Origin of the sequence: Lactobacillus delbrueckii subsp. bulgaricus, assembly GCF_046938665.1 — a bacterium.
Classification (GTDB): domain Bacteria; phylum Bacillota; class Bacilli; order Lactobacillales; family Lactobacillaceae; genus Lactobacillus; species Lactobacillus delbrueckii_C.
In genome coordinates this window covers 1-23660 of sequence record NZ_JBKZCD010000021.1, presented here as the reverse complement: position 1 = coordinate 23660, position 23660 = coordinate 1, and the positions used below count along the sequence as shown (strand labels likewise).

Annotated in this window: 26 protein-coding genes and 2 other annotated features; of the genes, 23 read left to right on the top strand and 3 right to left on the bottom strand. The window is 49.7% G+C overall.

Annotation, left to right across the window (positions count from 1 at the left end; translation table 11 throughout):
* The first annotated feature begins 226 nt into the window (after positions 1 to 226).
* The gene (thrS, locus tag ACLUXO_RS08030) at positions 227 to 2158 is read left to right on the top strand and encodes a threonine--tRNA ligase (protein WP_412137101.1); all 1932 of its coding nucleotides are present in this window, start codon (positions 227 to 229) and stop codon (positions 2156 to 2158) included.
* Between the two features lie 97 nt (positions 2159 to 2255).
* On the opposite strand, the gene ACLUXO_RS08025 is transcribed toward thrS, so the two are convergent.
* Positions 2256 to 3656, bottom strand: a complete 1401-nt coding sequence (locus tag ACLUXO_RS08025) for an ATP-binding protein (RefSeq protein WP_412137100.1) — start codon at positions 3654 to 3656, stop codon at positions 2256 to 2258.
* 163 nt (positions 3657 to 3819) lie between these two features.
* Here ACLUXO_RS08025 and ACLUXO_RS08020 point away from each other — a divergent pair, with 163 nt between their 5' ends.
* The 17 genes from ACLUXO_RS08020 (at position 3820) to ACLUXO_RS07940 (ending at position 16711) form a co-directional block, all read left to right on the top strand.
* A complete protein-coding gene (locus ACLUXO_RS08020; protein ID WP_412137099.1) occupies positions 3820 to 4182 on the top strand; it encodes a hypothetical protein in 363 nt (120 codons plus the stop codon).
* A 172-nt stretch (positions 4183 to 4354) separates the two neighbouring features.
* Positions 4355 to 4648 (top strand): lactococcin 972 family bacteriocin, encoded by a 294-nt coding sequence (locus ACLUXO_RS08015; RefSeq protein WP_412137098.1) that lies wholly within the window; start codon positions 4355 to 4357, stop codon positions 4646 to 4648.
* Between the two features lie 58 nt (positions 4649 to 4706).
* Positions 4707 to 6683, top strand: coding sequence for a hypothetical protein (locus ACLUXO_RS08010; RefSeq protein ID WP_412137097.1), 1977 nt, complete (start codon positions 4707 to 4709; stop codon positions 6681 to 6683).
* A gap of 9 nt (positions 6684 to 6692) precedes the next feature.
* A complete protein-coding gene (locus ACLUXO_RS08005; RefSeq protein WP_412137096.1) occupies positions 6693 to 7343 on the top strand; it encodes an ATP-binding cassette domain-containing protein in 651 nt (216 codons plus the stop codon).
* A 14-nt stretch (positions 7344 to 7357) separates the two neighbouring features.
* Positions 7358 to 7684 carry a YxeA family protein gene (locus ACLUXO_RS08000; protein WP_412137095.1) on the top strand — a complete coding sequence of 109 codons (327 nt, stop codon included), beginning with the start codon at positions 7358 to 7360 and terminating at the stop codon, positions 7682 to 7684.
* 298 nt (positions 7685 to 7982) lie between these two features.
* Positions 7983 to 8279, top strand: coding sequence for a hypothetical protein (locus ACLUXO_RS07995; RefSeq protein ID WP_206988474.1), 297 nt, complete (start codon positions 7983 to 7985; stop codon positions 8277 to 8279).
* Positions 8280 to 8346: 67 nt separating this feature from the next.
* Positions 8347 to 8458: a sequence feature (ribosomal protein L20 leader region), on the top strand.
* Between the two features lie 47 nt (positions 8459 to 8505).
* Positions 8506 to 9027, top strand: a complete 522-nt coding sequence (gene infC, locus ACLUXO_RS07990) for a translation initiation factor IF-3 (RefSeq protein ID WP_270447633.1) — start codon at positions 8506 to 8508, stop codon at positions 9025 to 9027.
* A gap of 20 nt (positions 9028 to 9047) precedes the next feature.
* Positions 9048 to 9248 carry a 50S ribosomal protein L35 gene (rpmI, locus tag ACLUXO_RS07985; RefSeq protein ID WP_002879235.1) on the top strand — a complete coding sequence of 67 codons (201 nt, stop codon included), beginning with the start codon at positions 9048 to 9050 and terminating at the stop codon, positions 9246 to 9248.
* 44 nt (positions 9249 to 9292) lie between these two features.
* Positions 9293 to 9649: a 50S ribosomal protein L20 gene (gene rplT, locus ACLUXO_RS07980; protein WP_002879237.1), complete on the top strand. Its 357-nt coding sequence runs from the start codon at positions 9293 to 9295 to the stop codon at positions 9647 to 9649.
* A gap of 108 nt (positions 9650 to 9757) precedes the next feature.
* Entirely contained in the window at positions 9758 to 10867 is a 1110-nt protein-coding gene (gene yqeH, locus ACLUXO_RS07975) for a ribosome biogenesis GTPase YqeH (protein WP_270447634.1), read from the top strand.
* A 10-nt stretch (positions 10868 to 10877) separates the two neighbouring features.
* On the top strand, positions 10878 to 11516 hold the full coding sequence (locus tag ACLUXO_RS07970; RefSeq protein ID WP_296225406.1) for a nicotinate-nucleotide adenylyltransferase: 639 nt from the start codon (positions 10878 to 10880) through the stop codon (positions 11514 to 11516).
* Positions 11509 to 12102, top strand: coding sequence for a bis(5'-nucleosyl)-tetraphosphatase (symmetrical) YqeK (yqeK, locus tag ACLUXO_RS07965; protein ID WP_412137094.1), 594 nt, complete (start codon positions 11509 to 11511; stop codon positions 12100 to 12102). The genes ACLUXO_RS07970 and yqeK overlap by 8 nt, the downstream gene beginning before the upstream one ends.
* 41 nt (positions 12103 to 12143) lie before the next feature.
* Positions 12144 to 12491 carry a ribosome silencing factor gene (gene rsfS / locus ACLUXO_RS07960; RefSeq protein WP_002879243.1) on the top strand — a complete coding sequence of 116 codons (348 nt, stop codon included), beginning with the start codon at positions 12144 to 12146 and terminating at the stop codon, positions 12489 to 12491.
* Positions 12492 to 12494: 3 nt separating this feature from the next.
* Positions 12495 to 13649: a nucleotidyltransferase gene (locus tag ACLUXO_RS07955; protein ID WP_412137093.1), complete on the top strand. Its 1155-nt coding sequence runs from the start codon at positions 12495 to 12497 to the stop codon at positions 13647 to 13649.
* A complete protein-coding gene (locus tag ACLUXO_RS07950) occupies positions 13649 to 14227 on the top strand; it encodes a DUF177 domain-containing protein (protein ID WP_412137092.1) in 579 nt (192 codons plus the stop codon). The genes ACLUXO_RS07955 and ACLUXO_RS07950 overlap by 1 nt, the downstream gene beginning before the upstream one ends.
* 185 nt (positions 14228 to 14412) lie before the next feature.
* Positions 14413 to 15126, top strand: a complete 714-nt coding sequence (locus ACLUXO_RS07945; protein ID WP_002879246.1) for a response regulator transcription factor — start codon at positions 14413 to 14415, stop codon at positions 15124 to 15126.
* Positions 15119 to 16711 (top strand): HAMP domain-containing sensor histidine kinase, encoded by a 1593-nt coding sequence (locus ACLUXO_RS07940; protein WP_412137091.1) that lies wholly within the window; start codon positions 15119 to 15121, stop codon positions 16709 to 16711. Before ACLUXO_RS07945 ends, ACLUXO_RS07940 begins: the two co-directional genes overlap by 8 nt.
* Before the next feature lie 98 nt (positions 16712 to 16809).
* On the opposite strand, the gene yidC is transcribed toward ACLUXO_RS07940, so the two are convergent.
* Together yidC and ACLUXO_RS07930 are read right to left on the bottom strand one after the other, a co-directional pair.
* Positions 16810 to 17772, bottom strand: a complete 963-nt coding sequence (gene yidC, locus ACLUXO_RS07935) for a membrane protein insertase YidC (RefSeq protein ID WP_412137090.1) — start codon at positions 17770 to 17772, stop codon at positions 16810 to 16812.
* A 33-nt stretch (positions 17773 to 17805) separates the two neighbouring features.
* Entirely contained in the window at positions 17806 to 18078 is a 273-nt protein-coding gene (locus ACLUXO_RS07930) for an acylphosphatase (RefSeq protein WP_412137089.1), read from the bottom strand.
* A 65-nt stretch (positions 18079 to 18143) separates the two neighbouring features.
* Here ACLUXO_RS07930 and ACLUXO_RS07925 point away from each other — a divergent pair, with 65 nt between their 5' ends.
* The 5 genes from ACLUXO_RS07925 (at position 18144) to greA (ending at position 23641) form a co-directional block, all read left to right on the top strand.
* Entirely contained in the window at positions 18144 to 18908 is a 765-nt protein-coding gene (locus ACLUXO_RS07925) for a TrmH family RNA methyltransferase (RefSeq protein ID WP_412137088.1), read from the top strand.
* Positions 18909 to 18989: 81 nt separating this feature from the next.
* Positions 18990 to 19340 carry a winged helix-turn-helix transcriptional regulator gene (locus tag ACLUXO_RS07920; protein WP_270447644.1) on the top strand — a complete coding sequence of 117 codons (351 nt, stop codon included), beginning with the start codon at positions 18990 to 18992 and terminating at the stop codon, positions 19338 to 19340.
* A gap of 42 nt (positions 19341 to 19382) precedes the next feature.
* Positions 19383 to 19584 (top strand) — a binding site (T-box leader).
* Positions 19585 to 19621: 37 nt separating this feature from the next.
* Complete coding sequence (gene pheS / locus ACLUXO_RS07915) at positions 19622 to 20671, top strand: phenylalanine--tRNA ligase subunit alpha (protein ID WP_270447645.1); 1050 nt, start codon at positions 19622 to 19624, stop codon at positions 20669 to 20671.
* On the top strand, positions 20671 to 23082 hold the full coding sequence (gene pheT / locus ACLUXO_RS07910) for a phenylalanine--tRNA ligase subunit beta (RefSeq protein WP_412137087.1): 2412 nt from the start codon (positions 20671 to 20673) through the stop codon (positions 23080 to 23082). The genes pheS and pheT overlap by 1 nt, the downstream gene beginning before the upstream one ends.
* Positions 23083 to 23152: 70 nt before the next feature.
* On the top strand, positions 23153 to 23641 hold the full coding sequence (greA, locus tag ACLUXO_RS07905) for a transcription elongation factor GreA (RefSeq protein WP_270447647.1): 489 nt from the start codon (positions 23153 to 23155) through the stop codon (positions 23639 to 23641).
* Positions 23642 to 23660 lie beyond the last annotated feature (19 nt).

The window sequence follows — 23660 nt, the reverse complement described above, 5'->3', positions numbered from 1 at the left end:
ATGATTCCTCCCGCTTCAGAGAGAGGGGCCCAGTTCTGAAAGCCCCCATTTGGGAGGAACCCCACCTTCTATGATCCCAAAAGATAAATGACAAGGTTGGACGCCGTTATCAGTCCAATAAGAGAGGCCTTTTAGGCCTGAATTTTGGGTGGAACCACGATGATTAATCGTCCCGAGCACGTGTATTTGTGCTCGGGACTTTTTTGTTTTTGGAGGATTTAAACCAATGAGTTTTGCTTTGACTCTGCCAGATGGCTCAAAGAAAGAATTTGACGCAGCTGTTTCCGTTGCTGACCTTGCTTCCAGCATCTCAACTTCCCTGGCTAAGAACGCCGTTGCCGGCAAGGTTGACGGGGAAATCAAGCCCCTTGACTTCCAGCTGGACGCTGACCACGAAGTTGCCATTTTGACTAACAAGGACGCTGAAGGCCTGAGCGTCTTGCGGGCAACTGTTGCCTTCGTTTTGGAAGCCTTGGTCAAGGACAAGTATCCGGAAATCAAGCTGGGCCAAGCGGAAGTTTCAGCAGACGGCTTCTTTATCGAAACTGACAAGGAAGACCAAATCAAGGTTACTGAACTGCCAGACTTGGAAAAGGCCCTGCAAAAGGCAATCAAGAATGGCGAAGCTATTGAACACGTACAAGTAGCCAAGAGCGAATTAGCTGAAGCCTTCAAGGACGACCCATACAAGAGCGAACTTTTGGCCATGGAAGGCGACTTAGTTGACGCCTACAAGCTGGGCGATTTCATCGACTTTGGCTTTAGCGCCCTTTTGCCAAACACTGGCAAAATTAAGAAGTTCAAGCTTTTGTCAGTAGCTGGTGCTTACTGGAAGGGCAAGAGCTCAAACCCAATGTTGCAAAGAATCTTCGGGACTGCCTTCTTTAAGGAAGCTGACCTGGAAGCTGACCTTAAGCGGCGGGCAGAAATCAAGGAAAGAGACCACCGGACTATCGGCCGGGACCTGGACCTCTTCTTCGTTGACCCTAAGGTTGGGGCTGGTCTTCCTTACTGGATGCCAAAGGGGGCTACTATCCGCCGGATTATTGAACGCTACATCGTGGACAAGGAAGTCGCAGCCGGCTATGAGCACGTTTACACTCCAGTTTTGATGAACCTGGATGCCTACAAGACTTCCGGCCACTGGGCTCACTATCGGGAAGACATGTTCCCGCCAATGGACATGGGTGAAGGTGAAATGCTGGAATTGCGGCCAATGAACTGCCCATCCCACATCCAAATCTACAAGCACCACATCCGCTCATACCGGGAACTGCCAATCCGGATTGCTGAATTGGGGATGATGCACCGGTATGAAAAGTCTGGTGCCTTGTCCGGTCTGCAACGTGTCCGGGAAATGACTTTGAACGACGGCCACACTTTTGTAGCTCTGGACCAAGTTCAAGAAGAATTTGCCAGAACTTTGCAAATCATCATGGACGTTTACCACGACTTCGACATCAACGACTACTACTTCCGTCTTTCATATCGTGACCCAAAGAACACTGACAAGTACTTTGCCAACGATGAAATGTGGGAAAGAAGCCAAAGCATGCTGAAGGCAGCCATGGACGATATGGGTCTGGACTACGTTGAAGCTGAAGGTGAAGCTGCCTTCTACGGTCCAAAGCTGGACATTCAAACTAAGACTGCCTTGGGCAATGACGAAACCATGTCAACCATCCAACTGGACTTCATGCTGCCAGAACGCTTTGAATTGTCATACATCGGCGCTGACGGCGAAGAACACCGTCCAGTTATGATCCACCGCGGGATCGTTGGTACGATGGAACGCTTCATCGCTTACTTGACTGAAATCTACAAGGGTGCTTTCCCAACTTGGCTGGCACCTGTTCAAGCTGAAATTATTCCAGTTAACCTGGACGCTCACTCAGACTACGCTAAGAAGGTTCGCGACGAATTGCGGGCTAAGGGCTTCAGAGCTGAAATCGACTTCAGAAATGAAAAGTTGGGCTACAAGATCCGTGAATCTCAAACCCAAAAGGTACCTTACACTCTGGTACTAGGCGATGATGAAATGAAGGCCGGCACGGTTAACGTTCGTCCTTACGGGACTGAAGAACAAAACTCCGAAAGCCTGGCTGAATTCATGGACAAGTTGAGCAAGGACGTAGCAAACTTCTCCCGCGAAGACTAATTCCTTCCTTATAAAATTGCACCCTTTCTGACATAAAAAACATCCTGTCTCAATTCTGAGGCGGGATGTTTTTGCGTATGTACTTCTCTATTTGGATTTACATCATGTCGAAGGTAATTAAGTGGCAGTCGACTTGCTGGGCTAGCTGGCGGCATTTGTCAGTAAAGCCGGTCTTGGAGAAAAGATAGTAATTTTTCTTAGCAGCAGGAAAAAGGCTGCTCCGGTAGATGAGAGTTTTGAGAATATCCTCGGAGATCGGTTCGTTCTTCCACTTGCATTCGCCAAAGTAGCCGTTCAGCTTTTGGTCATCGAAACCGACAATGTCCATTTCGACTTGCTTCTTTTCCTTGGGATCCGGCCCCCACCAGTTGCCTAAGTTGACAAAAGGCTCTGGCACCAGGTCTGGATCAAACAGCTTGGACCAGAGGTATTCTTGGGAGAGTTTTTCAAATTCTGGTCCCATGAAGTGGGGGAGCTGCTTAATGATGTAGTCTAAAATTGGCTCGGTAATCCCCCGTTCGATAAAGCTGACCCGTTTGCCGACGAAGGTATACCAGAAGCGGAACATGCCATCTTTGATGGCATAGATGGTCTTTCGGCTTCTGGCCTTATCAAGTTCCGTAACCGGCACCCGTTTTTCGACAATGCCCAGGTCGATCAAATTGTCCAGGTAAGGGCTAAGGGCCCCGCTGGCAATACCAGTTTTAGTTGAAATCTCTGACTGCCGGCTGGCCCCGGCCGCGATGGCACTGATGATGGAGCTGTAGCTTGCCGGCTCGCGTAGTTCTTGATTGAGCAGACTCATCGGTTCGGCATAGAGCATGGCGCTGGTTGTCAGAAAGTTGTCCTTGATGTTCTCCCTAAGGGATTTTTTTGGAGACATCAAGGACAGGTAGAGGGGAATTCCGCCAGTGATGGCATTGAGTTCAAAAACTTCTTCCTTATTTAATTGCGGGAAAAATTCTTCGGCATCATGCAGGCTGAAGGGCTTCAGCTTAAACTGGGCAGTTCTGCGGCCATAAAGCGGGCTCTTGTAGCCAAGGACCTGCTTTTCCATGAAGGACATGGAGCTGCCGCAGAGGATAAGAAAGAGTTTGTTCTGTTTAAAATAGTGATCGATGTAGGATTGCAGCATTGAACTGATTGGCGGATAGGCTTTCGCCAGGTAAGGGAATTCATCGATGACCAAGATCAAGCGGTCATTTTTCTCAGAGAGATGAACGAGATATTTGAAGGCCTGCTCAAAGGAGGCAAAATTAGGTCCGTCCAGATAGCTAGGATCTTCGTAGGCGTGAATCGCGTCAGAAAAACGGGCCAGGTTTTCCAAGGCATTTTCTTCAAGACCAGTAAAATAGATGGCCCGCTTGCCTTTAAGAAATTGGTTGATCAAGCTGGTTTTCCCGATACGACGGCGGCCATAGATGACTGCAAATTGAAAGCTGTCTTCTTGATAGAGCTTATTCAAAGCTGTAAGCTCTTGATTTCTACCGATAAACATTGAAACACCTCGTTAGCAATAATACAGTTTACAATATTATACTTTACAAGTTTACGATATACAAGTTTACGATATTGTTAATTGAGGAAATTGAAGTGATAAAAAATCCTGTCTCAACTCTGAAGCGAGATTTTTTGCGTATACAAGGACATATTTCAGATGAATGATTGATAAAAGCGAATGGAGAGTTTCCTTGATTAGTATGGCTATATATGATAATTTCAAAAGAAAGCGAATTAAAGAGATGAGAAAAGGGGAGGAAGAAGGAAATATGAAGCAGATTGTTGTGAAAGTTCTTGCAAATACGTTGATTCTGTTCATTTTGAGTTATGTTGTTGATCGTTTGACCCACCACAATAGCAACTACTGGAACATTATTCCAATATCACTGGCAGGCTTAGGCAGTTATGAGCTTTTGCGGAGTGATTCTGTGTCTGATAGAGTCAAAAAGATTATCAATTGGATCACATTTGCAGCTGGAGTTATATTGGCGGCTGTTCTTATATACGTCAGCATGATGGAGTAGATTAATAACATGCTTCATCAAAATATTTCTTAAGTATAAGGAGTATTCATTCTAATATACAAGTATATTTTTGCAGAAAATATTGCTTAAAAAGTATAATATAATTATTGACCAGAAAATATGGGGATGGTAAACTTAGATAAATCAAAAATTACAAAAAAAGGAGATTATTATGAATAAGATTAAAAGCTTTGCAGTGGCAGTTTTTGCCACTACAGCCATTGCGTTTTCAGCTGTTCCAGTTCTGGCTTCATCATATGTAATTAATGCACAAGGTGGTACTTGGAATTATGGTGTTGGTTCAAAGTATGTTTGGTCATATTACTCTCATAGTTCAAAGACCCACAAGGCATCAGTTGAGGGGAAGTATTATGTGACTAGTGGCTGGATCAAGGCAAAAACTCAAGCACGTGCATCAGCAGCAAAAGCAGCAGCCGGTAACCAAAGCTACTACGATGTAAAATAATTGTTGCGAAAATAACTCACAGTAGTGATTGCTGTGAGTTATATTTTTAAGGATGGATATGATTTCGAAAATTAAAAACACCTTGTTCGCGGCAATTGTCGTCGTTCTCTCCTGGCTCTTGCTCAGCCTGGTGCAGGACTATGACTTGCAGAGCATCCCAAATCTGCACCAAGTCGTGTCGATTACGTCGTGGGACAAGAAAAAGTCGAAGAAAGAGATCTACCAGCTCTTGGCTAAAGATGCCAAATCAGCTGGAATCGACCTGGTCAAGCTGCGCTTGCTCGACCAGGACGGTAAAAATACCAAGCTGGTCTACAATTTTAATTCCAGCAGCAAGACACAATATTCCTGGCGGAAGAACAGCCAGGTCAAACGTCTAAGCAAGAGCGAATTGATGCTTGAGGACGTTTTAGGCAACTACTACACCAATGCCACAACTGCCCAATTTGCCTCTTTAGCCTCTGACTTAAGCGAGGCAGGTTTACAGGTAACGGTTTACAAATCTTCCTTTAAAGATGAACTCTTGAACAATACGGTTTATCAAGACGGACTCCTGGTCTTCTCCAGCTTGCTGGGGATGCTCTTGATCATCATGATTCTGGACAAGTCCTTCCGCTACAAAGAGTACGCGATCTTACAGGTCAATGGTCTAAGCTCTGGGAAAATCTTCCGCCGCGACTTCGCAAAAGAAATTCTTCCTTTTATATTGACGATTCTCCTGCCCTTAATCGTCTTTAGCCTCCTGGCCACTAGATCATTAAACGGTCAGGGCAGCCTCTTTTACATTAAGGCGATCTGCCTGCTTCTCTTGGCATTATCTGTAACTTACTGGATCTTTGACTTCATCTCCTATGTCAGCCTGGCCTTGATCAAGCCTTACGCGGCCATCAAGGGTCAGTTTGCCGGCAAGGGCTTCTTATACTTAGGCTATGTTTTAAAAATCGCCATCGTGCTCCTGCTCGGTGTAAACTTAGCCAGCTTAGGGCAAAAATACTCTGCTTACCAGCAGGATAAACAAATCATGCAGATCTGGCAAAAGAAGCCAGCCAGCTACATTGCCAACCTTGGCCAAGTTGACCAGGGCAACGAAAAGCGGGTGAAGGAAGTTGACCGGAAGGTGCACCGCCTGGTGGCCAGCGACAAGCAGGCCATCCTTGCCAAAAATGCCCAGCAGTTCCAGCCAGCTTCCTCCAGCACCGACATCCAAAACGGCAATGTCTTGGTTGTCAACCTTGCCTTCTTAAAAGCTAGTTCAGTCAGAGATGAGCAGGGGAAAAAGGTAACGGCAAATGCCACAAATACCGTTTACATCCTGCTCCCGAAAGACCGGGCTTACCAAAAAGCTGCCTTTGAAAAGAAGGTAAAATCCTGGATCAAGTTCCAGCAGACCTTACCCAATGTCTATGGGAAAACTAAGCAAATCAAATATAAGTTAGTCTACATCCAAAGCCAGCAGGTCTTTAATTATACGGCTGGTCAGGATATTGCCAATTCGGTTTCAACCGATCCGATTATCCTGGCCATTGACGCTAAACTATTGTCTGACGACTTCTTTACGGCCAGTTTGACTCAAGGACAAGTGGTCTTTCCAAGCCTGGCCAAGCTGCAGAAGGGGATCAAAGAGACTGGTTTGACCAGCTACGTCAACGGCATCACCAATGTCAAGAGTACAGCTGCCAGCCTTTATGCCCAGCTTTTGACAGAACTGTCGATTATTGGCGTTATCGCTGCCTTGTCTTTGACGCAGATGTTCTTCATGGTCAGCTATGTCAGTGCCAGCTTCTTTGAGAGCAAAAAGCGGCGGCTGACTGTCTACCAGGTCTTTGGCTTAAGCAACCGCAAGCTGGTCAGTCAGTTTGCCCTGGCTAATGCCGTGACTGATTTGACCTTACTGACCTTTGTGCTTGTCCGGCAGGGGCAGACCGGTATCTTCTGGCTTGGTTTGCTCTTAGCGGCCTTGGAAGTTGCCGCTATCGCTCTGAGCGCTAAGCAGGCGGAAAGCAATATGCTGCGGGGCTTAAACCGCGGAAACTGAGGATAGATTATGATAAAAGCAGAAAAACTAAGCAAATCTTTTGATGAAAAAGTCATCTTAAAAGAAAGCAGCTTTCAGCTGGAAAGCGGCAAGAGCTATGCCATTGTTGGCCGCAGCGGGGCGGGGAAGAGTACCTTACTGAATATGCTGAGCGGCTTGGAAAAAGCTACTAGCGGCCGCGTTTTAATCGATGACTTTGAGGTCAATAAGCAGAACATCAAACGGCTGCGCCGGGAAAAATTCGGCTATGTTTTTCAAAATTTTGCCTTGATTGACAACGAAAGCATTGAGAGCAACCTGGCCATCGGCTTAGCTGATGCCAAGGGCAGCCGGAAGGAAAAGCAAAAGCTGATGCGGCAAGTACTTGACCACTTGGACGTTAAAGCTGACCTGGCTCAGACTGCCTACAGTTTAAGCGGTGGGGAGCAGCAGCGGGTGGCTTTGGCCCGGATCCTGCTCAAAAAGCCGCAGATCATCTTTGCCGATGAGCCAACCGGGTCATTGGACGCGGGAAACGGCCAGCTGGTTCTGGATTCACTTTTAAATGACTTTGGATCAGACGCTACTTTATTGATCGCCACGCACTCACCAGCTGTCTGGGAGCAGTGTGATTACATTATCGAACTTGCCAAGCAAGAAATTCAGATTCACAAGAATTAAATGGAGATATAGATATGAACAAACTGACTAAAATTTTAACTGCTATCGTTGCCCTTGCTGCCGGTGTCGCAGCCTTCTTCATGCTGGTTCATAACTCAGTGACCGACCGGGTTAACCCTTTTATCAAGGCTGAAACCAGCTATGCTAAAGTTGCCACCGGCACTCAAAACTACACGAACGTGACCATCTATAATGAAAGGGGACAAAAAGAAAACTACCAGCTGGCCAGCGTAGGTGGCTATGACCCAGCTAAGGGCTACCTTACCATCAAACATAAGGGCCAGTACGTTTCCTACATCGAATACATCAGCGCCGCTAAGTACAAGCAGATTACTGGCTGAAAGTAGATAAAAATTGTTAGTGTGTTTTATGTACCTTATATTTCGGAGGGTATAATTTTTGGGCTTTTGGAACTGTTTTTACGGATACTACTGTTAGTGTTGCTCAAGCGGCTGAAGATACTAGTTTGAACCAACAATCTAATAATGATACCCAGGTGTTCCAAATTCCAACAAATGGAATTAATGTTGTGAGTGATGGTTCACTGCCTGAATCAAAACTTGCAGTAGGAGAAAGTGAAGTGGCGAGGTACTTCACTTTCATGGAAGTTCGTGGTATAAAATGTCAGAAGGAAATGAATTGGACTATCAACTGTATTTGATCAAATCGGTCTTAGCAGACTGCATCGACAAGCTTGGTATGCCTAAAAATCGAGCAGCATTTTTGCTCTATTACGATATCAGCGCTGAGGATGCGCATGAGATCGACAAACTGTTTGCGGAGATTTCTCTCAAGGATGAAGTGATTAGCTTTGCCGACTTCCAAGAGAAGCTGAATGAAAGATTGAGCCTGCCTTTGGCAGAGAAAGTCGTTAAAGAAATGCTCCAAGCATACAAGGAATACGTTCCTGTTGCAATTGGCAAAATTAAACTTTAAGCAATCGGGCTGAAAGTGAAATTAGCCCTTGACGGGCAATCTTAGACCTAGTACAATAGTAGAAGTTGAGAACAAGAAGAAGCCCCCGCTTCTCGCCTAAGTTGTTTAACCTCTGGGCAAATCGATATTTTCTGTTGATTTTAAAGGCGGGTGCAATATGCCCGCTTTTTTCTTGTCCTCGAAATTAACATGGAGGTGAACAGTTATACCACAGAAACAAAACAACATGATCCTTAACGAAAGCATCCGCGCTCGTGAAGTTCGGCTGATCAACGCTGAAGGTGAACAAGTTGGGGTCGTGTCAAGAAATGAAGCTCTGCGCCAAGCGAGCGATGCTGGCCTCGATCTGGCTTTGATTTCACCAAACGCCAAGCCGCCTGTAGCAAAGATTCTTGATTATGGTAAGTACCGGTTCGAACAGCAGAAGAAGCTGAAGGAATCACGCAAGAATTCCAAGCAGGTCAGCGTTAAGGAAATCCGTTTGAGTCCGACGATTGAAGGCAATGACTTCGAAACCAAGTTGAAGCATGCACGCAAGTTCTTAGAAAAAGAAGGCGCCAAGGTTCGTGTTTCGATTCGTTTCAGAGGCCGGGCAATCACGCACAAGGAATTAGGACAACAAGTGCTGGAAAAGATGGCCGAAGAAACTTCGGATATTGCTGTTGTAACCAGCCGGCCAAAGATGGAAGGCCGTCAAATGTTTTTAATGCTCAGTCCTAAGAGTGATAAAGACAAGAACAAAAAATAGTTAATTGGAGGAATTTTACCATGCCAAAGATGAAAACCCACCGCGCTTCAGCTAAGCGTTTTAAGAGAACTGGTAACGGCGGTTTGAAGCGCCACCACGCCTTCACTGGCCACCGTTTCCACGGTAAGACCAAGAAGCAACGTCGTCATTTGAGAAAAGCCGCTATGGTTTCACGCAGCGACTTGAAGCGCATCAAGCAAATGCTTTCCCAAATGCGTTAATTTACTATTTTTTAATACACTAACGATATTAGGAGGATTTTCAGATGCCAAGAGTTAAAGGTGGTACCGTTACACGCGCACGTCGTAAGAAGGTTTTGAAGCTTGCCAAGGGTTACCGTGGTTCAAAGCACGTTCAATTTAAGGCTGCAAGCACTCAATTGTTCGTTTCATACAAGTACGCATTCCGCGACCGTAAGAAGCGCAAGAGCGAATTCAGAAGACTGTGGATCGCCCGGATCAACGCAGCTGCTCGTCAAAACGGCTTGTCATACTCAAAGATGATGCACGGCTTGAAGCTGGCTGGTGTTGACATGAACCGTAAGATGTTGGCTGACATCGCCTACAACGACGAAAAGACTTTTGCCGCTTTAGCAGAAACTGCTAAGAAGGCTTTGGCTTAATTCTTTGGAAGAAACGCATCTAGCTTGGCTAGGTGCGCTTTTTCTTTGTTAAATGCCGGCTTTCAGATATAATTAAGGAAGATGAAATTTAAGGAGGAAAACTCAGACATGAGTGAAGAAATTCGCTGCATCGGCTGCGGCGCGGCTCTGCAGAGCCAGGACAAGCAGTTGCCAGGCTACCTGCCGGCCAGTGCCCTGGCCAAGGTGGAAAATGGTGAAAGAGAAGAAGTCTACTGCCAGCGCTGCTTCCGCTTGCGCCACTACAACGAGATCATGCCGGTCTCCTTGGACAATGATGACTTTTTAGCACTTCTGAACACCATGGCGGAAAAGAAGGCCTTGATCGTCAACGTGGTGGACCTGTTTGACTTCTCCAACTCGCTGATTTCTTCTTTGAAGCGTTTTGTCGGCAATAATGACTTTATCCTGGTCGGCAACAAGCTGGACCTCTTCCCGAAGAACTCCAAGGAAAGCAAGATCAAGGACTGGATGCGGCAAGAAGCCAACCGGATGGGCCTGTACCCAAAGGACATCTTCCTGATCTCCGCGGCTAAGAAGAAGAACCTGGATACTTTGATCGACTACTTGAATAAGCACAGCCAGGACCAGGACGTCTACTTCGTCGGTACGACCAATGTCGGCAAGTCGACTTTGATTAACGCCATCATCGATGAAATGGGGGACGTCCAGGACCTGATCACTACTTCCCGCTTCCCGGGGACCACTTTGGACCAGATCGAGATCCCCCTGGACAACGGCCACTTCTTGGTCGACACCCCAGGGATCTTGACTGATAAGCAGCTGGCCAGCCGGCTGGACCCGAAAGATTTGGACCTGGCTTCCCCAAAGAAGCCGCTTAAGCCGGCCACTTACCAGCTTTTGCCAGGTAATACCATCTTCTTGGCCGGCCTGGGGAGAATCGACTACCTAAAGGGGCCGTCAACCAGCTTTACCATCTACGCTGCCCGGGGCATGTACATCCACCGGACCAAGACGGAAAAGGCAGACGAATTTTACCAAAAGCACGTGGGAGAACTCCTTTCTCCGCCAGGGCCAAACAGCGACCTGCCGCCGCTTAAAGGGCAGGAGTACTCCATCAAGTACCGCAGCGATGTATTGTTTGCCGGGGTAGGCTTCATCACCGTGCCGGAAGGCTGCGTGATCAAGGCCTACACGCCGGGCGGAATCGGCTTGGGAACCAGAAGAGCTTTGATTTAGAGGTTGTAACATGGATTCATTGGTAGATTTCAGTAAAGAAACGCAAGTAAAAGTGCAGACGGCTGAGAGCCAGCGGAAAGGCAAGCAGATCGGCATCATGGGCGGCACCTTCAACCCGGTGCACATGGCCCATTTGGTCGCCGCTGAGCAGGCCATGACCAAGCTGCACCTGGATGAAGTCTGGTTCATCCCGGACAATATTCCCCCGCATAAGGACGCTCCCTTAAACGTGTCTGCCCGCGACCGGGCCACCATGCTGGATTTGGCTACCCGGGACAACCCCCGTTTCAGGGTCAAGCTGCTGGAACTCTTCAGAGGCGGCGTTTCTTACACGATTGATACCATGCGCTACTTAACCAAGAAGGCGCCGGAAAACACCTACTACTTGATCATGGGCAGCGACCAGGTCAACAGCTTCCACAAGTGGAAGAACGCTGATGAACTGGCCAAATTGGCTACCTTGGTCGGCATCCGCCGGCCGGGCTACCCGCAAGATCCCCAGTATTCCATGATCTGGGTTGACGCTCCGGATATCCGTCTCAGCTCAACCGCCATCCGCCGGGCTGTTTCAACTGGGACCTCAATCCGCTACCTGGTACCGGACAAGGTCCGCGAATATATTGAAGAAAAGGGGCTTTACCGTGACTGATCCAGTTTTTAAGGAAACATATTCTCCCTTGTCCAGCAGTGAATTGGTGGCCAAGGAAAAGAGCATGATGGATGAACAGCGCTTTGCCCACTGCGTCCGCGTCAGTGAAACGGCCCGGACTCTGGCCAAGTTGAACGGCTATGATGAAGACAAGGCAGCTTTAGCCGGTTTTGTCCACGACTATGCCAAGCAGATTCCAGTTGAAGAATACATCAAGGTCATCAAGGAAGAATGCTTTGACCCAGACCTTTTGAACTGGAACCGGGCGATCTGGCACGGGATCGTGGGCAGTTGGTTCATCAAGCGGGACCTGGGTATTACTGATCCGGAAATTTTGACCGCTGTCTACCGGCACACCACCGGGGACGTGGAAATGACCACCCTGGACCAGATCGTCTTCGTGGCTGACTATATCGAGCCTGGCCGGACCTTTGCCGGCGTTGAAGAGGCCAGAAAGACCAGCTACGCGGATTTAGCTTCCGGGGTTGGCTATGAACTGGCTCACACTCTGGCCTTTTTGGCTGAAAAAAGAAGCAAGATCTACCCGCGGACTTTGGCTGCTTACAATGTCTGGGCAGCTGAGTAAATATAGATAAATTTAAAAGTAACTAAACACAGGAGAAAAATTTGAAGAGCGAAGAATTACTTGACTTAGTTTTAAATGCAATCAGCGAACGGCACGGGGAGGACACCGAAGCCTACGACATGCGTGGCATCAGCATCCTGGCTGACTACTTCGTGGCCACCAGCGCCACTTCCAGCCGGCAGCTGCACGCCATTGCCAACAGCATCATCGAAGCCTGCCACGAAGCTAATTTCTATGACTACCGGGTTGAAGGAAACCATGACTCAGAATGGCTCCTGGTTGACCTGGGCGATGTCGTTGTCAACATCTTCTCAGAAGATGCCCGGGCCTTCTACAACCTGGAAAAGCTCTGGGCTGACGGCAAGCGCGTGGAAATCGAGGAAGACTAGGCAATGAGCGTTGTCGGGATTGTAGCTGAATATAACCCTTTCCACAGCGGCCATGAATTCCTGATGAACCAGGCCCGCTTAATCGCCGGTGATGACCCCATTATCGCGGTCATGTCCGGCAATTACGTGCAAAGAGGGGAAATGGCCATCCTGGACAAGTGGTCCAGGGCCCGCAGCGCTATTGAGGCTGGGGCTGACCTGGTCTTTGAGCTGCCCTTTTCCTATGCTGTCCAAGCTGCCGACATGTTCGCTACCGGCGGGGTTGACCTTTTGACCCGCTTGGGGGCCAGGAACCTGGTCTTTGGGGTTGAAGACGCCAACTTGAACTTTGAATATTTCGGCGAGCGGATCTCCAAGATCCCCCGGCAAAGGCAGGAATTTGCTGACTACAGCCAGACTTATTCCACCCAGTACAACCAGATGGTGGCCCGGGAAGTCGGCCATGAAGTCAGTGAGCCCAACGCGATTTTGGGCCTGGCTTATGCCGTGGCTAATGCCAATCTGGGCTCACCTTTAAAGCTCAGCCCGGTCAACCGGGTTGGGGCCGGCCATGATGACATCCTGCAAAGAGAAGCAGCTGTCCAAAGCGCCAGCGCTATCCGCAACCTCCTTTTAAACGGGGCCGAGCGGGCAGAACTGGAGCAGTGGCTGCCAAAAGGGGAAATTGCCGCTTTTGACCAGGAAAAGGTCCTGCCCAACTGGGAACTGTTCTTTCCATTTCTGAAATACCGGCTGGAATCAGCTTCAATCAAGGAACTGCAGCAGATCTACCAGATGAGTGAGGGCCTGGAATACAAGTTCAAGGCGGAAATCCACCTGGCTGAAAACTTCGCTGACTTCCTCCGCCGGGTCAAGTCCAAGCGCTACACCTATTCAAGGTTAAGAAGACTGAGTCTTTATACTCTTTTGAACGTGACTGAAGCCGATGTCTTAAACAGCTATGACCATGTTTCCACCATGCTTCTGGCTTACAGCAAGCGGGGGCGGAAATATTTAAAGCAGCAGCGGAAAGAATTCGCGGTTGACATCGTTTCCAAGGTGGACCGCAAGAATGCCCAAGAAGGGACCCTAGGCCTGCAGGTCAGGGTTGACCGCTTATTTGAACAGATTGTTGGCGCGGACCAGAACTTTGGCCGGCGGCCACTCGAGGTAAATTAATGCTAGAACTTTCATTTTTCCAAATCAAGAACAGCCGGGAGCCTTTGACCCAGATCTCAGCTAATTTGACTTTTGCTGACGGCTTTTACCAGCGGGCCAAGGACCTGGTCTACGAAGTGAAAAGCGCCCACGTGGAAGGGCAGCTCTTTTATGACGAACCCTTCGTGACTGGCAATTTCCAAGTGGAAGCCGACCTCCTGGTTCCATCCTCCCGCAGCCTGGAAGCAGTGCCTTTAAAGCAGAAATTCAGCTTCGTGGAAAATTATTCCGACCATGAACCGACCCAGGAAGAAAAGGAACTGGGCTTGATGATCATTCCGCTGGACGATGACCGCATTGACGTGCAGACGGCCGTGGAAGACAACATGCTCTTGAATATTCCAAGCACGGTTTTGACCAAGGAAGAAGCTGAAGAAGACCTGTACCCAGAAGGGCAGGGCTGGGAAGTCATGTCTGAACAAGACTTTGCCGGCCAGAAGAAGGACCAGGTTAATCCGGCCTTCGCCCAGCTGCAGGGCCTTTTGGACAAGATGCAGGCTGAAGAAGACAAAGATAAAGCCGAAGACGAAGAAAAATAAAAACAATCTTCAGTGAAACAAGTCTTTTTCCAGAGAAAATTAATCTGGCAGGAGGCTTGTTTTTTCTATGGGGCTTGTTAAAAAGCTAATTTTGGGCTATCCTAGAATTATTAAAATATACTTTAAGATTATACTTGGATTCAGCAGACCCAAATTAAATCGATAGGATATGAGGGGATAAAAACATGCCGAAAATTTTAATTGTTGAAGACGAAAAGAACCTGGCTCGTTTCGTCGAACTCGAACTCCAGCACGAAGGCTATGAGACCGTAGTGGAAAACAACGGCCGCAAGGCTTTGGACCGCGCTTTGAGCGAAGACTTCGACGCGATCTTGCTGGACTTGATGCTGCCAGACTTGAACGGTTTGGAAATTGCCCGCCGGGTACGGCAGAGCAAGACCACGCCAATTATCATGATGACGGCCCGGGACTCCGTGATTGACCGGGTATCAGGCCTGGACCACGGGGCTGACGACTACATCGTCAAGCCATTTGCCATTGAAGAACTCCTGGCCCGCCTGCGCGCTGTCTTGCGCCGGGTCAAGATCGAAAAGGATGCCTCAAAGGACAAGCTGCCGCGGCAAAAGGTAGTCAAGTTCAAGGACTTGACCATCGAAACCGCCAACCGGATCGTCCACCGGGGCGACGGCAAGACCGTTGACTTGACCAAGCGGGAATACAACCTGCTCATGACCTTGATCGAAAACAAGAACAATGTCGTTGGCCGGGACCAGCTCTTGAACAAGATCTGGGGACCGGAATCAAACATCGAAACCAACGTTGTCGAAGTTTACGTCCGTTACCTCCGCAACAAGATCGACATCCCTGGCCAGCCATCTTACATCAAGACGGTGCGCGGAACCGGCTACATGGTCAGAGACGAGGAAGACAATGCCTAAGCAAAACGCCGCCAGCGGCAAGAAGGGGACCAGACACGTTTCACTGATCGTGAGATGGGTCAGCATCGTCGCGTTGACGATCATGGTCTCCTTTCTTGTTTTCTCAGCTGTCGTCTATAATACGGTCAAGCAGGAAGCCTTGAGCCAGCAAAAAGACACGTCTAACGAAGTTGTCAACGTCCTTCGCAAGCGCCTGGTTGGCATCGACGATGAGCTGGAGATCACCAACGTGGTCCAGCAATTGTCGCCGAATACCAGACGAATCTTGAAGGGCGGGCCGGCTCTGTCAGAAAACAACAATGACAACAGCAGCGTTTTTGGCGACACGGTCTTAAGCACCGTGACCAATCCTGACGTGACCGTGGCGATCTACAACCTCCGCAATGAGATCGTCTTCCATAACGGCGACAGCGCTCCTAAATTGGTCAAGTTCACTAGTGAAAGCAAGAGCGTGGTCAAGGAAAACAAGAATGGGCAAAGTTCCCTTTATGTCTACCGGAAGGTCAGAAACCGGACAACTCACAAATTGACCGGCTATATTGTCGTCAAGAACCAGATGACCGGCTACAACCGCTTGATTTCCCGGACTCTTAGGGCCATGCTCTGGCTTTCAATTCTGGGGGTCAGCCTGGCGATTGTAATCTCCTATCTGGTTGTCCGCAGCGTCGTCAGACCGATCAACAAGATGTCTAAGGTGGCCAGGGAAGTCAACGCCGACCCGAACAGTACGGCCAGAATTCCCGAGCTGCACAGAAACGACGAACTGGAAGAGTTGGCCCTGTCCTTCAACATGATGCTGGACCGGATGCAAAAGTACATCGAGCAGCAAAAGCAGTTCGTCTCTGACGTCTCCCACGAATTGAGGACGCCTGTAGCGGTCATTGAGGGCCATCTGAGCATGCTTAAGCGCTGGGGCAAGGATGACCCGCAGGTCCTGGAAGAATCCATTGACGCCTCGATTTCAGAGGCTGAGCGGATGAAGCACTTGATCCAGGAAATGCTGGATTTGACCCGGGCTGAGCAGATCAGCGTCCACTACCCGAACGCCATCGCTGAACCGATGGAAGTCTTGACCCGGGTAGTCGGGGACATGGGCATGGTTCACCCGGACTTCAAGATCTCCTTGGAAGTTGAGGACCTGGACCCGGATACCAAGATTCAGATCTACCAGGGCCACCTGGAACAGATTTTGATCATCTTGATTGACAACGGGATCAAGTACTCAACCGACCGCAAGGAAATTGCCGTGGCTGCCGGCCAGTCCGGCCAGGAAATGCAGATCGTGGTCCAAGACTACGGGGAAGGGATTTCTGACGAGGACAAGAAGAAGATCTTCAACCGCTTCTACCGGGTCGACAAGGCCAGAACCCGGGAAAAGGGCGGCAACGGCCTGGGCCTGTCAATTGCCCAGAAGCTGGTGGAATCATACCACGGGACCATTGACGTTGAATCTGTCTTAGGCCAGGGGAGCCAGTTCAGAATCACCTTCCCGGTCTTGACTGATGAAGAAGTCAAAGAATTGGAAAGCCGGGAAGAGCAGAAGCAAGCCGGAACTGAGAGTCCTAAGCAAGATCCGACAATTTAACAGAATTTAGAGCAAAGTAAAAGCCGCTTTTCAGCGGCTTTTACTTTTTTGTTTTGTCTTGTTTGTCTTGTTTATTTTTGTGTTTTTTCTTTGGAAGCTTACTTCCGCTTCTGCTTGCCCTGGTTGCGCTTGCGCAGGTCACCGGACTTCGGCTGGCTGGCAGGCTTTTGTTCAGGGGCTGGCTTTAAGATCTGGTCAAGCTTGGCTTGGGTAACGACTTCCACGATCGGGCTGTCTTCCAGTTCCTTGGAAACCCGCTTCTTGGCCCGCGGCTGTACGATGAAGGTGGTGATCAGCTGCTGGATGACCATGACCAGGTTGCCGACTGCCCAGTAAAGGGCCAGGGCGCCGGAAAAGGACATGGAGAAGAAGAAGGTCATGATTGGGTTCATCAGCATGGTGGCCTGCATGGTCTTCTTTTGCTCTTCAGGGATGCCGATCATGGCCACGTAGCTTTGAATCAAGGCAAAAACAGTGGCGATGATGGCCAGGACCATGGACTTGCTGGACAGGGAAATGCCGAAGAAGGTGGACTTGGCCAGGGCGTTTGAGTAAGCCACGGCCTGGTAGATCCCGATCATGATTGGCATTTGGATCAAGAGGGGCAGGCAGCCCATCCCGCCAGTCATGGAGACATTGTTCTTGGAATAGATCTCTCTTTGCAGACCGGTCAAGGCCATCTGCTGGTCAGGAGTCATCCCTGGTGTCTTCATGGCCTTTTGCAAAAGCTGCATTTGCGGCTGCAGGCGGTGCATTTTTTCCTGCTGCAGGGTAGCCTTGTGCTGCTGGCTCAGCATGAGCGGCATCAAGATCACTCTGACGACCAAAGTGATGATGACGATGGCCCAGCCGGCCCCGCTGGCTCCGCCGATAGCGTGGGCGATGTTGACGGTAATGTGCTGCAAAGGCAGGCCGATCCATTCATAGATCCAGTAGTAAGGACCACTGGTCGGGGCCTTTAAGCTGCCGTTTTTACTGGTCTGGCTGGCACAGGCCGTAAGAAAAAGCGGCAAGAGTGCCAGCAGGCTGACAGGTAATAAACGTTTTTTGATTTTTTTCATTGAGTAGTTTCTCTCCAAATTTTTATGATCTGTCTAATATAATACATGAAAAGAATGCATTTGTTCCATTTCAGGCAGAACTTTTGTGTCCAAACGTGAAATTTGGGCATATGGCGCCGCGTTTGGCAACTCAGCTTTAAACTTGACCAGGTCAGTTGGCGTCCCTTGAATGACAATGGTGACCGTCCCGTCGGGGTTGTTTCTCACGCTGCCTGGCAGCTTCATCTTCTGGGCCAGCATCTGTACGCTCCAGCGGAAGCCCACCCCCTGGACGATCCCATGTGCTAATAGTTCCCATGTTTGCATTTTGACTACCTTCTTTATTTTTTGCAAAAAATCATTAAAATAGTATTTCTAAGGAGTATTTTATCATGCAAGAAAGAACATCTGTCAACAATCCGCAAATTAAGGCCATCGGCAAGCTGAAGCAGAAGAAATACCGCGAAGAAAACGGCTATTACTTGATCGAAGGCTTCCACCTGGTTGAAGAAGCCTTAAAAGCAAGAGTTAAGTACCGGGACATCCTGGCGACTGAAGAAGCGCTCAGCCGCTTGGAGCAGCTGGGCCTGGCTTATGATGAAGGCAAGCTGATCAAGATCAGCCAAAGCGTGGCCAGTCACCTCAGCAGCACCAAAAATTCCCAGGATATCTTCATGACCGTCAAGATCAACCAGCCAGAGCACTTTGCCTTTAGCTACGGCAAGTGGGTCCTCTTAGATGACCTGGCTGACCCGGGCAATGTCGGCACCATCATCCGGACCGCCGACGCGGCCGGCTTTGACGGGGTGATCCTGTCAAACAAGACGGTTGACCTCTACAACCCAAAGGTGCAGCGGTCCATGCAGGGGAGCCAGTTCCACTTGAACTTGATCAAGGCTGACCTGCCAGAAGCCATTGCCAGCTTGAAGGCCGCGGACATTCCGGTTTATGCCAGCCTCTTGGACCCTGCTGCTAAACAATTGGGCGACTTTGCCCCAGTAGCCCAGGTCGCCTTGATCATCGGTAATGAGGCGCACGGGGTAAGCCCGGAAATCGCGGCTCTGGCTGATGAGAAGCTCTACATCCCGATCAAGGGCCGGGCTGAGTCTTTGAACGCCGCTGTTGCTGCCGGGATTATGATCTACCACTTCAGCTAGGAAAAGGCTTTTTGCTTGTTTTTCGTAAGTAAAGTGTGCTTAAATAATTAACATGGAAACTAATTTGAGGAGGATTTCTCTATGACAGAATTAGCTGAACAGGACGCGCCATGCTGTAAAAACGCTGAAAACTACGAAATGTGCGCCCGCTTCGTCAAGGCCTTTGAGATCATCGGCAAGAAGTGGAACGGTCTGATCATCAGCTCCTTGTGCGACACCAAGGCCATGCGCTTCCGGGATCTGGCCCACGCGGTCGGTGCCTGCTCTGACCGGGTTCTGGTCGAACGCCTGCGGGAGCTGGAAGCTGACGGGATCGTCAAGCGGTCCAAGGATGAGGAAAAGAAAATCGTCCTTTACACTTTGACGCCAAAAGGCGCCGAATTAAAGCCAGTCTTCAACCAGGTTCATATCTGGGCTGACAAGTGGGCGTAAAAAACGACTTGCATTTAAGCAAGTTTTAGCCTATGATTTTAATTAATTACTAAGAACAAGACTAGTAGCAAGTCCGGTCTTTGACAGGGAGGTTTCTTGGCAACTGAAAGGAAACCAAAGAGCAGCTTGCGAATTTCATCTTGCGAGTAGGATCTAATCAATTCCGGCTGCCACCGTTATCGGTATAGAGCGTAGGCCTTTTTGGGCCTAAACTAGGGTGGTACCGCGAAGCTTCGTCCCTTTTGGGGGGCGGAGCTTTTTTTGTTGAAAGGAATAAGTAAATGGATTTATTTGATCGATTGAAGGACCTGCGGGAGCAGGGGCTTGCTGAAATCAAGGAAGCAGAAAGCGAAAAGAGCCTGAATGACGTCCGGGTCAAGCTGGTCGGCAAGAAGGGGGAACTGACGCAAATTCTGCACCAGATGAAGGACGTTGCTCCGGAAAAGCGGCGGGAAGTCGGCCAGAAGGTCAACGAACTCCGCGACCTCTTTAATGAAAACCTGGCTTCTGCCAAGGATAGCCTGATCGAAAAGGCCATTGAGGCCCGCCTGGAAGCTGAAAAGATCGACGTGACCCTGCCAGGGCGCAGAAAGCATGTCGGCTCCAAGCACCCGATCAGAATCATTCAAGACGACCTGGAACGCTTCTTCATCGGCATGGGCTATCAAGTTGTCCAAGGCCCGGAAATCGAAAGCGAACACTACAACTTCGAAATGCTGAACCTGCCTAAGGACCACCCGGCCCGGGACATGCAGGCTACTTTCTACGTTGACGCTGACCACCTGCTGCGGAGCCAGACTTCACCAGTTCAAGCCCGGACCATGGAAAAGCATGACTTTGACAAGGGGGACCTCAAGATGATCTCCCCAGGCAAGGTTTACAGAAGAGACGATGACGACGCCACCCACTCCCACCAGTTCATGCAGATGGAAGGGCTGGTTGTCGGTAAGAACATCTCCTTGAGTGACCTTAAGGGGACCTTGGAACTGGTGGCCAAGCACGAATTCGGCCAAGACCGGGAAACCCGCCTGCGGCCAAGCTACTTCCCATTTACTGAACCATCAGTTGAAATGGACGTTTCCTGCTTTGAATGCGGTGGCAAGGGCTGCGCGATCTGCAAGAACACCGGCTGGATCGAAGTCCTGGGTGCCGGGATCGTTCACCCGAATGTTTTGTCGGCTGCCGGCATTGACCCAAGCGTCTACTCCGGCTTTGCCTTTGGCCTGGGCCTGGACCGCTTCGCCATCTTGAAGTATGGTATTGACGACATCCGCGACTTTTACAGTGACGACGTGCGCTTCTTGCAACAATTCCGTCAGGAGGAAGATTAATGTTAGTTTCTTACAATTGGTTGAAAGATTTCTTGAACATGGACGGCGTAGACCCTTACGCCTTGGCTGAAAAACTGACCCGGTCCGGGGTTGAAATCGCCTCAACGGTTCACCCGGAAGACGGCTTGAGCAAGCTGGTCGTGGGCCATATTTTGACCTGCGAAAAGATCGAAGGGACCCACCTCAACAAGACTACGGTCGACGTTGGTGAAGATGAAGCCCGCCAGATCGTCTGCGGGGCACCTAACGTGGCTGCTGGCCAGGACGTCATCGTGGCCCTGCCCGGGGCCCATTTGCCAGGCGGGATCAAGATCAAGAAGGGCAAGCTGCGCGGGATTGAATCCAATGGGATGATCTGCGGCCTGCAAGAACTCGGCTTCAGCGACTCAGTTGTTCCGCCGAAGTACGCTGACGGCATCTGGGTCTTCCATGATCCGGACCTCAAGCCTGGTGACTCTGTTTTTGAAGCTTTAGGCATGGACGACTACGTTTTGGACTTCGACATTACCCCAAACCGGGCCGACACTTCCTCAATGGAAGGGGCGGCTTACGAAGTTGGTGCCTTGATTGACCAGAAGCCAAAGATCGAAGACATTGTCCTTAAAGAAGACGGAGCAGACTGGACTGGTGACTTTACTGCCGCTGCCGATGAAAAAATTGCTCCGAAGTACTACTTGCGAAAGCTGACCGGGGTTAAGATCGCTGAAAGTCCCCTTTGGCTGCAGGCCCGTTTGTGGAATGCCGGCATCCGTCCGATCAACAACGTGGTCGATGCGACCAACTATGTCATGCTCTTGACTGGCCAGCCAATGCATGCTTACGACGCCAAGCTTTTTGACAAGACCAAGAAGATCGAAGTCCGCCTGGCCAAGGAAGGCGAAAAGCTGCAGCTCTTGAATGAAAAAGAAATCAACCTGGACCCGCAAGACATCGTCATCACTGATGGCCAGCAGGCAGTCGGCTTAGCCGGCGTAATGGGCGGCTTAAACAGCGAAGTTACTGAAGAGACCACTGACGTGATCCTGGAAGCCGCTGTCTTTGACCCAGCCCTGACCAGAAAGGCAGCTCTGCGGCATGACAACCGGACTGACGCTTCAGCTTTGTTTGAAAAGGGAATCAACTGGGACAACACCCAAAAGGCTCTGGATGCCTGTGCTTTGATCTTGCGGGCAAATGCCGGCGCCACTGTCTTAGCTGGTGAAATCAAGGCTAGCGACCAGGATAAGGAGCCGGTTGTTATCACCACTACTGCCTCCCGGACCAACAAGATCCTGGGCACTGACCTGTCCATGGACGAAATCGTCAAGATCCTGGGCAAGCTGAACTTCCCGGTTGAAGTAAAGGGCGACGAATACACGGTGACTGTGCCAAACCGCCGCTGGGACATCTTCATTGACTCTGACATCTTTGAAGAAGTCGGCCGGATCTACGGCTATGACAACATCAAGTCCACCCACCCGGCGACCGGTGAACTGACTGGCGGCTACGCGGCTGATGAAGTCAAGGTCCGCCACCTGCGCCAATTGCTGGAAGGGCAAGGGCTCAGCGAAACGATCAACTACTCTTTGACTTCTGAAGAACTGGCCACGACTTTTGTCAAAAAGGCCCTGGCCCCAGTCAAGGTCAACTGGCCGTTGAACTCAGCCAGAACCACCATGCGGCAAAACTTGATCTGCGGCCTGCTCGACACGGTTGCCTACAACTTTGCCCGCAAGCAGACTGAGCTGCAGCTCTTTGAAAACGGCCGGGTCTACGACATGGAAGGCGGCGACTACCACGAACATGAACACCTGGCAGCCGCTTACGTCGGCTTAGCTGGTGAAAGCAACTGGCAGCACAAGGACGAAGTCGTTGACTTCTACTACGTCAAGGGGCAGCTGGAAGACGTATTTGAAATGATCGGGGTCAAGGACGTGGAATACCGGGCCGAAGCAATCAAGGGGATGCACCCGACCAGAACGGCTGGTATTTACGTAAATGATGAATACATCGGTCTGATCGGCCAAATCGCCCCAGTTTTGACCATGACTGACAAGAACTTCGCCGGCAAGGAAATCTACGTTTACGAACTGAACCTGGATGCCCTGCTGCCGCTCATGGCCAAAGGTGTCAAGTCCAAGCCGGCTCCGAAGTACCCAGCCGTGCAACGGGACCTGTCAATTTTGGTTGACGAAGATGTCACTAATGCCCAAGTTGAAAGTTGTATCAAGGAAAATGCCGGCAAGTATCTGATCAGCGTTGAAGTTATCGACGTCTACCAAGGGGCCCACCTGGCTGCCGGCAAGAAGAGCCTAGCTTACCGCTTGACCTTCTTGAATGAAGCAGAAACCTTGACTGACGCGGTTGTCACTAAGGCAACTGACGATGTTCAAGCCGCTTTGGAAGAAAAATTAGAAGCAAACATTCGTTAATGGTTGACTTTCCCGGAATTAAACTCTAATATTTAACAATGCATAATGCGTTAAATAAAGGAGAATCAAAATGCCTGAAAAAACCTATGAAATGACTGCCGAAGGCAAGAAGCAGCTGGAAGAAGAACTGCAGACCCTGAAGTTTGTCAAGCGGCCGCAAATCGTTGAACGTTTGAAGATTGCCCGTTCTTACGGGGACTTGTCCGAAAACTCAGAATACGACGCAGCCAAAGATGAGCAAATGCGGCTGGAAGAAAGAATCGATGCCGTCAGCGAACAATTGAAGTACGCTGTCGTTGTCGACACTGATGCCGTTGACCCCGACGAAGTAAGTATCGGCAAGACTGTTACGGTTACTGAAGTCGGCGAAGATGAACCGGAAACTTATGAAATCGTGGGGAGCAGCCAGTCTGACCCATTCCACGGCAAGGTTTCCAACGAATCTCCGATCGGCAAGGCCCTGCTTGGTCACAAGAAGGGTGAAACGGTCAAGATCAACGTTGACTCAGCCAACGTCAGCTACGATGTCGTAATCAACGACGTTAAGACGACCGACTAAAAAGGCGCTGTCCACCAGG

Excerpts from the sequence above, each read along its gene's own strand:
- thrS (WP_412137101.1), top strand. The coding sequence starts at position 227 with ATGAGTTTTGCTTTGACTCTGCCAGATGGCTCAAAGAAAGAATTTGAC.
- ACLUXO_RS08025 (WP_412137100.1), bottom strand. The coding sequence starts at position 3,656 with ATGTTTATCGGTAGAAATCAAGAGCTTACAGCTTTGAATAAGCTCTAT.
- ACLUXO_RS08020 (WP_412137099.1), top strand. The coding sequence starts at position 3,820 with ATGATTGATAAAAGCGAATGGAGAGTTTCCTTGATTAGTATGGCTATA.
- ACLUXO_RS08015 (WP_412137098.1), top strand. The coding sequence starts at position 4,355 with ATGAATAAGATTAAAAGCTTTGCAGTGGCAGTTTTTGCCACTACAGCC.
- ACLUXO_RS08010 (WP_412137097.1), top strand. The coding sequence starts at position 4,707 with ATGATTTCGAAAATTAAAAACACCTTGTTCGCGGCAATTGTCGTCGTT.
- ACLUXO_RS08005 (WP_412137096.1), top strand. The coding sequence starts at position 6,693 with ATGATAAAAGCAGAAAAACTAAGCAAATCTTTTGATGAAAAAGTCATC.
- ACLUXO_RS08000 (WP_412137095.1), top strand. The coding sequence starts at position 7,358 with ATGAACAAACTGACTAAAATTTTAACTGCTATCGTTGCCCTTGCTGCC.
- infC (WP_270447633.1), top strand. The coding sequence starts at position 8,506 with ATGATCCTTAACGAAAGCATCCGCGCTCGTGAAGTTCGGCTGATCAAC.
- rpmI (WP_002879235.1), top strand. The coding sequence starts at position 9,048 with ATGCCAAAGATGAAAACCCACCGCGCTTCAGCTAAGCGTTTTAAGAGA.
- rplT (WP_002879237.1), top strand. The coding sequence starts at position 9,293 with ATGCCAAGAGTTAAAGGTGGTACCGTTACACGCGCACGTCGTAAGAAG.
- yqeH (WP_270447634.1), top strand. The coding sequence starts at position 9,758 with ATGAGTGAAGAAATTCGCTGCATCGGCTGCGGCGCGGCTCTGCAGAGC.
- ACLUXO_RS07970 (WP_296225406.1), top strand. The coding sequence starts at position 10,878 with ATGGATTCATTGGTAGATTTCAGTAAAGAAACGCAAGTAAAAGTGCAG.
- ACLUXO_RS07955 (WP_412137093.1), top strand. The coding sequence starts at position 12,495 with ATGAGCGTTGTCGGGATTGTAGCTGAATATAACCCTTTCCACAGCGGC.
- ACLUXO_RS07950 (WP_412137092.1), top strand. The coding sequence starts at position 13,649 with ATGCTAGAACTTTCATTTTTCCAAATCAAGAACAGCCGGGAGCCTTTG.
- ACLUXO_RS07945 (WP_002879246.1), top strand. The coding sequence starts at position 14,413 with ATGCCGAAAATTTTAATTGTTGAAGACGAAAAGAACCTGGCTCGTTTC.
- ACLUXO_RS07940 (WP_412137091.1), top strand. The coding sequence starts at position 15,119 with ATGCCTAAGCAAAACGCCGCCAGCGGCAAGAAGGGGACCAGACACGTT.
- yidC (WP_412137090.1), bottom strand. The coding sequence starts at position 17,772 with ATGAAAAAAATCAAAAAACGTTTATTACCTGTCAGCCTGCTGGCACTC.
- ACLUXO_RS07930 (WP_412137089.1), bottom strand. The coding sequence starts at position 18,078 with ATGCAAACATGGGAACTATTAGCACATGGGATCGTCCAGGGGGTGGGC.
- ACLUXO_RS07925 (WP_412137088.1), top strand. The coding sequence starts at position 18,144 with ATGCAAGAAAGAACATCTGTCAACAATCCGCAAATTAAGGCCATCGGC.
- ACLUXO_RS07920 (WP_270447644.1), top strand. The coding sequence starts at position 18,990 with ATGACAGAATTAGCTGAACAGGACGCGCCATGCTGTAAAAACGCTGAA.
- pheS (WP_270447645.1), top strand. The coding sequence starts at position 19,622 with ATGGATTTATTTGATCGATTGAAGGACCTGCGGGAGCAGGGGCTTGCT.
- pheT (WP_412137087.1), top strand. The coding sequence starts at position 20,671 with ATGTTAGTTTCTTACAATTGGTTGAAAGATTTCTTGAACATGGACGGC.
- greA (WP_270447647.1), top strand. The coding sequence starts at position 23,153 with ATGCCTGAAAAAACCTATGAAATGACTGCCGAAGGCAAGAAGCAGCTG.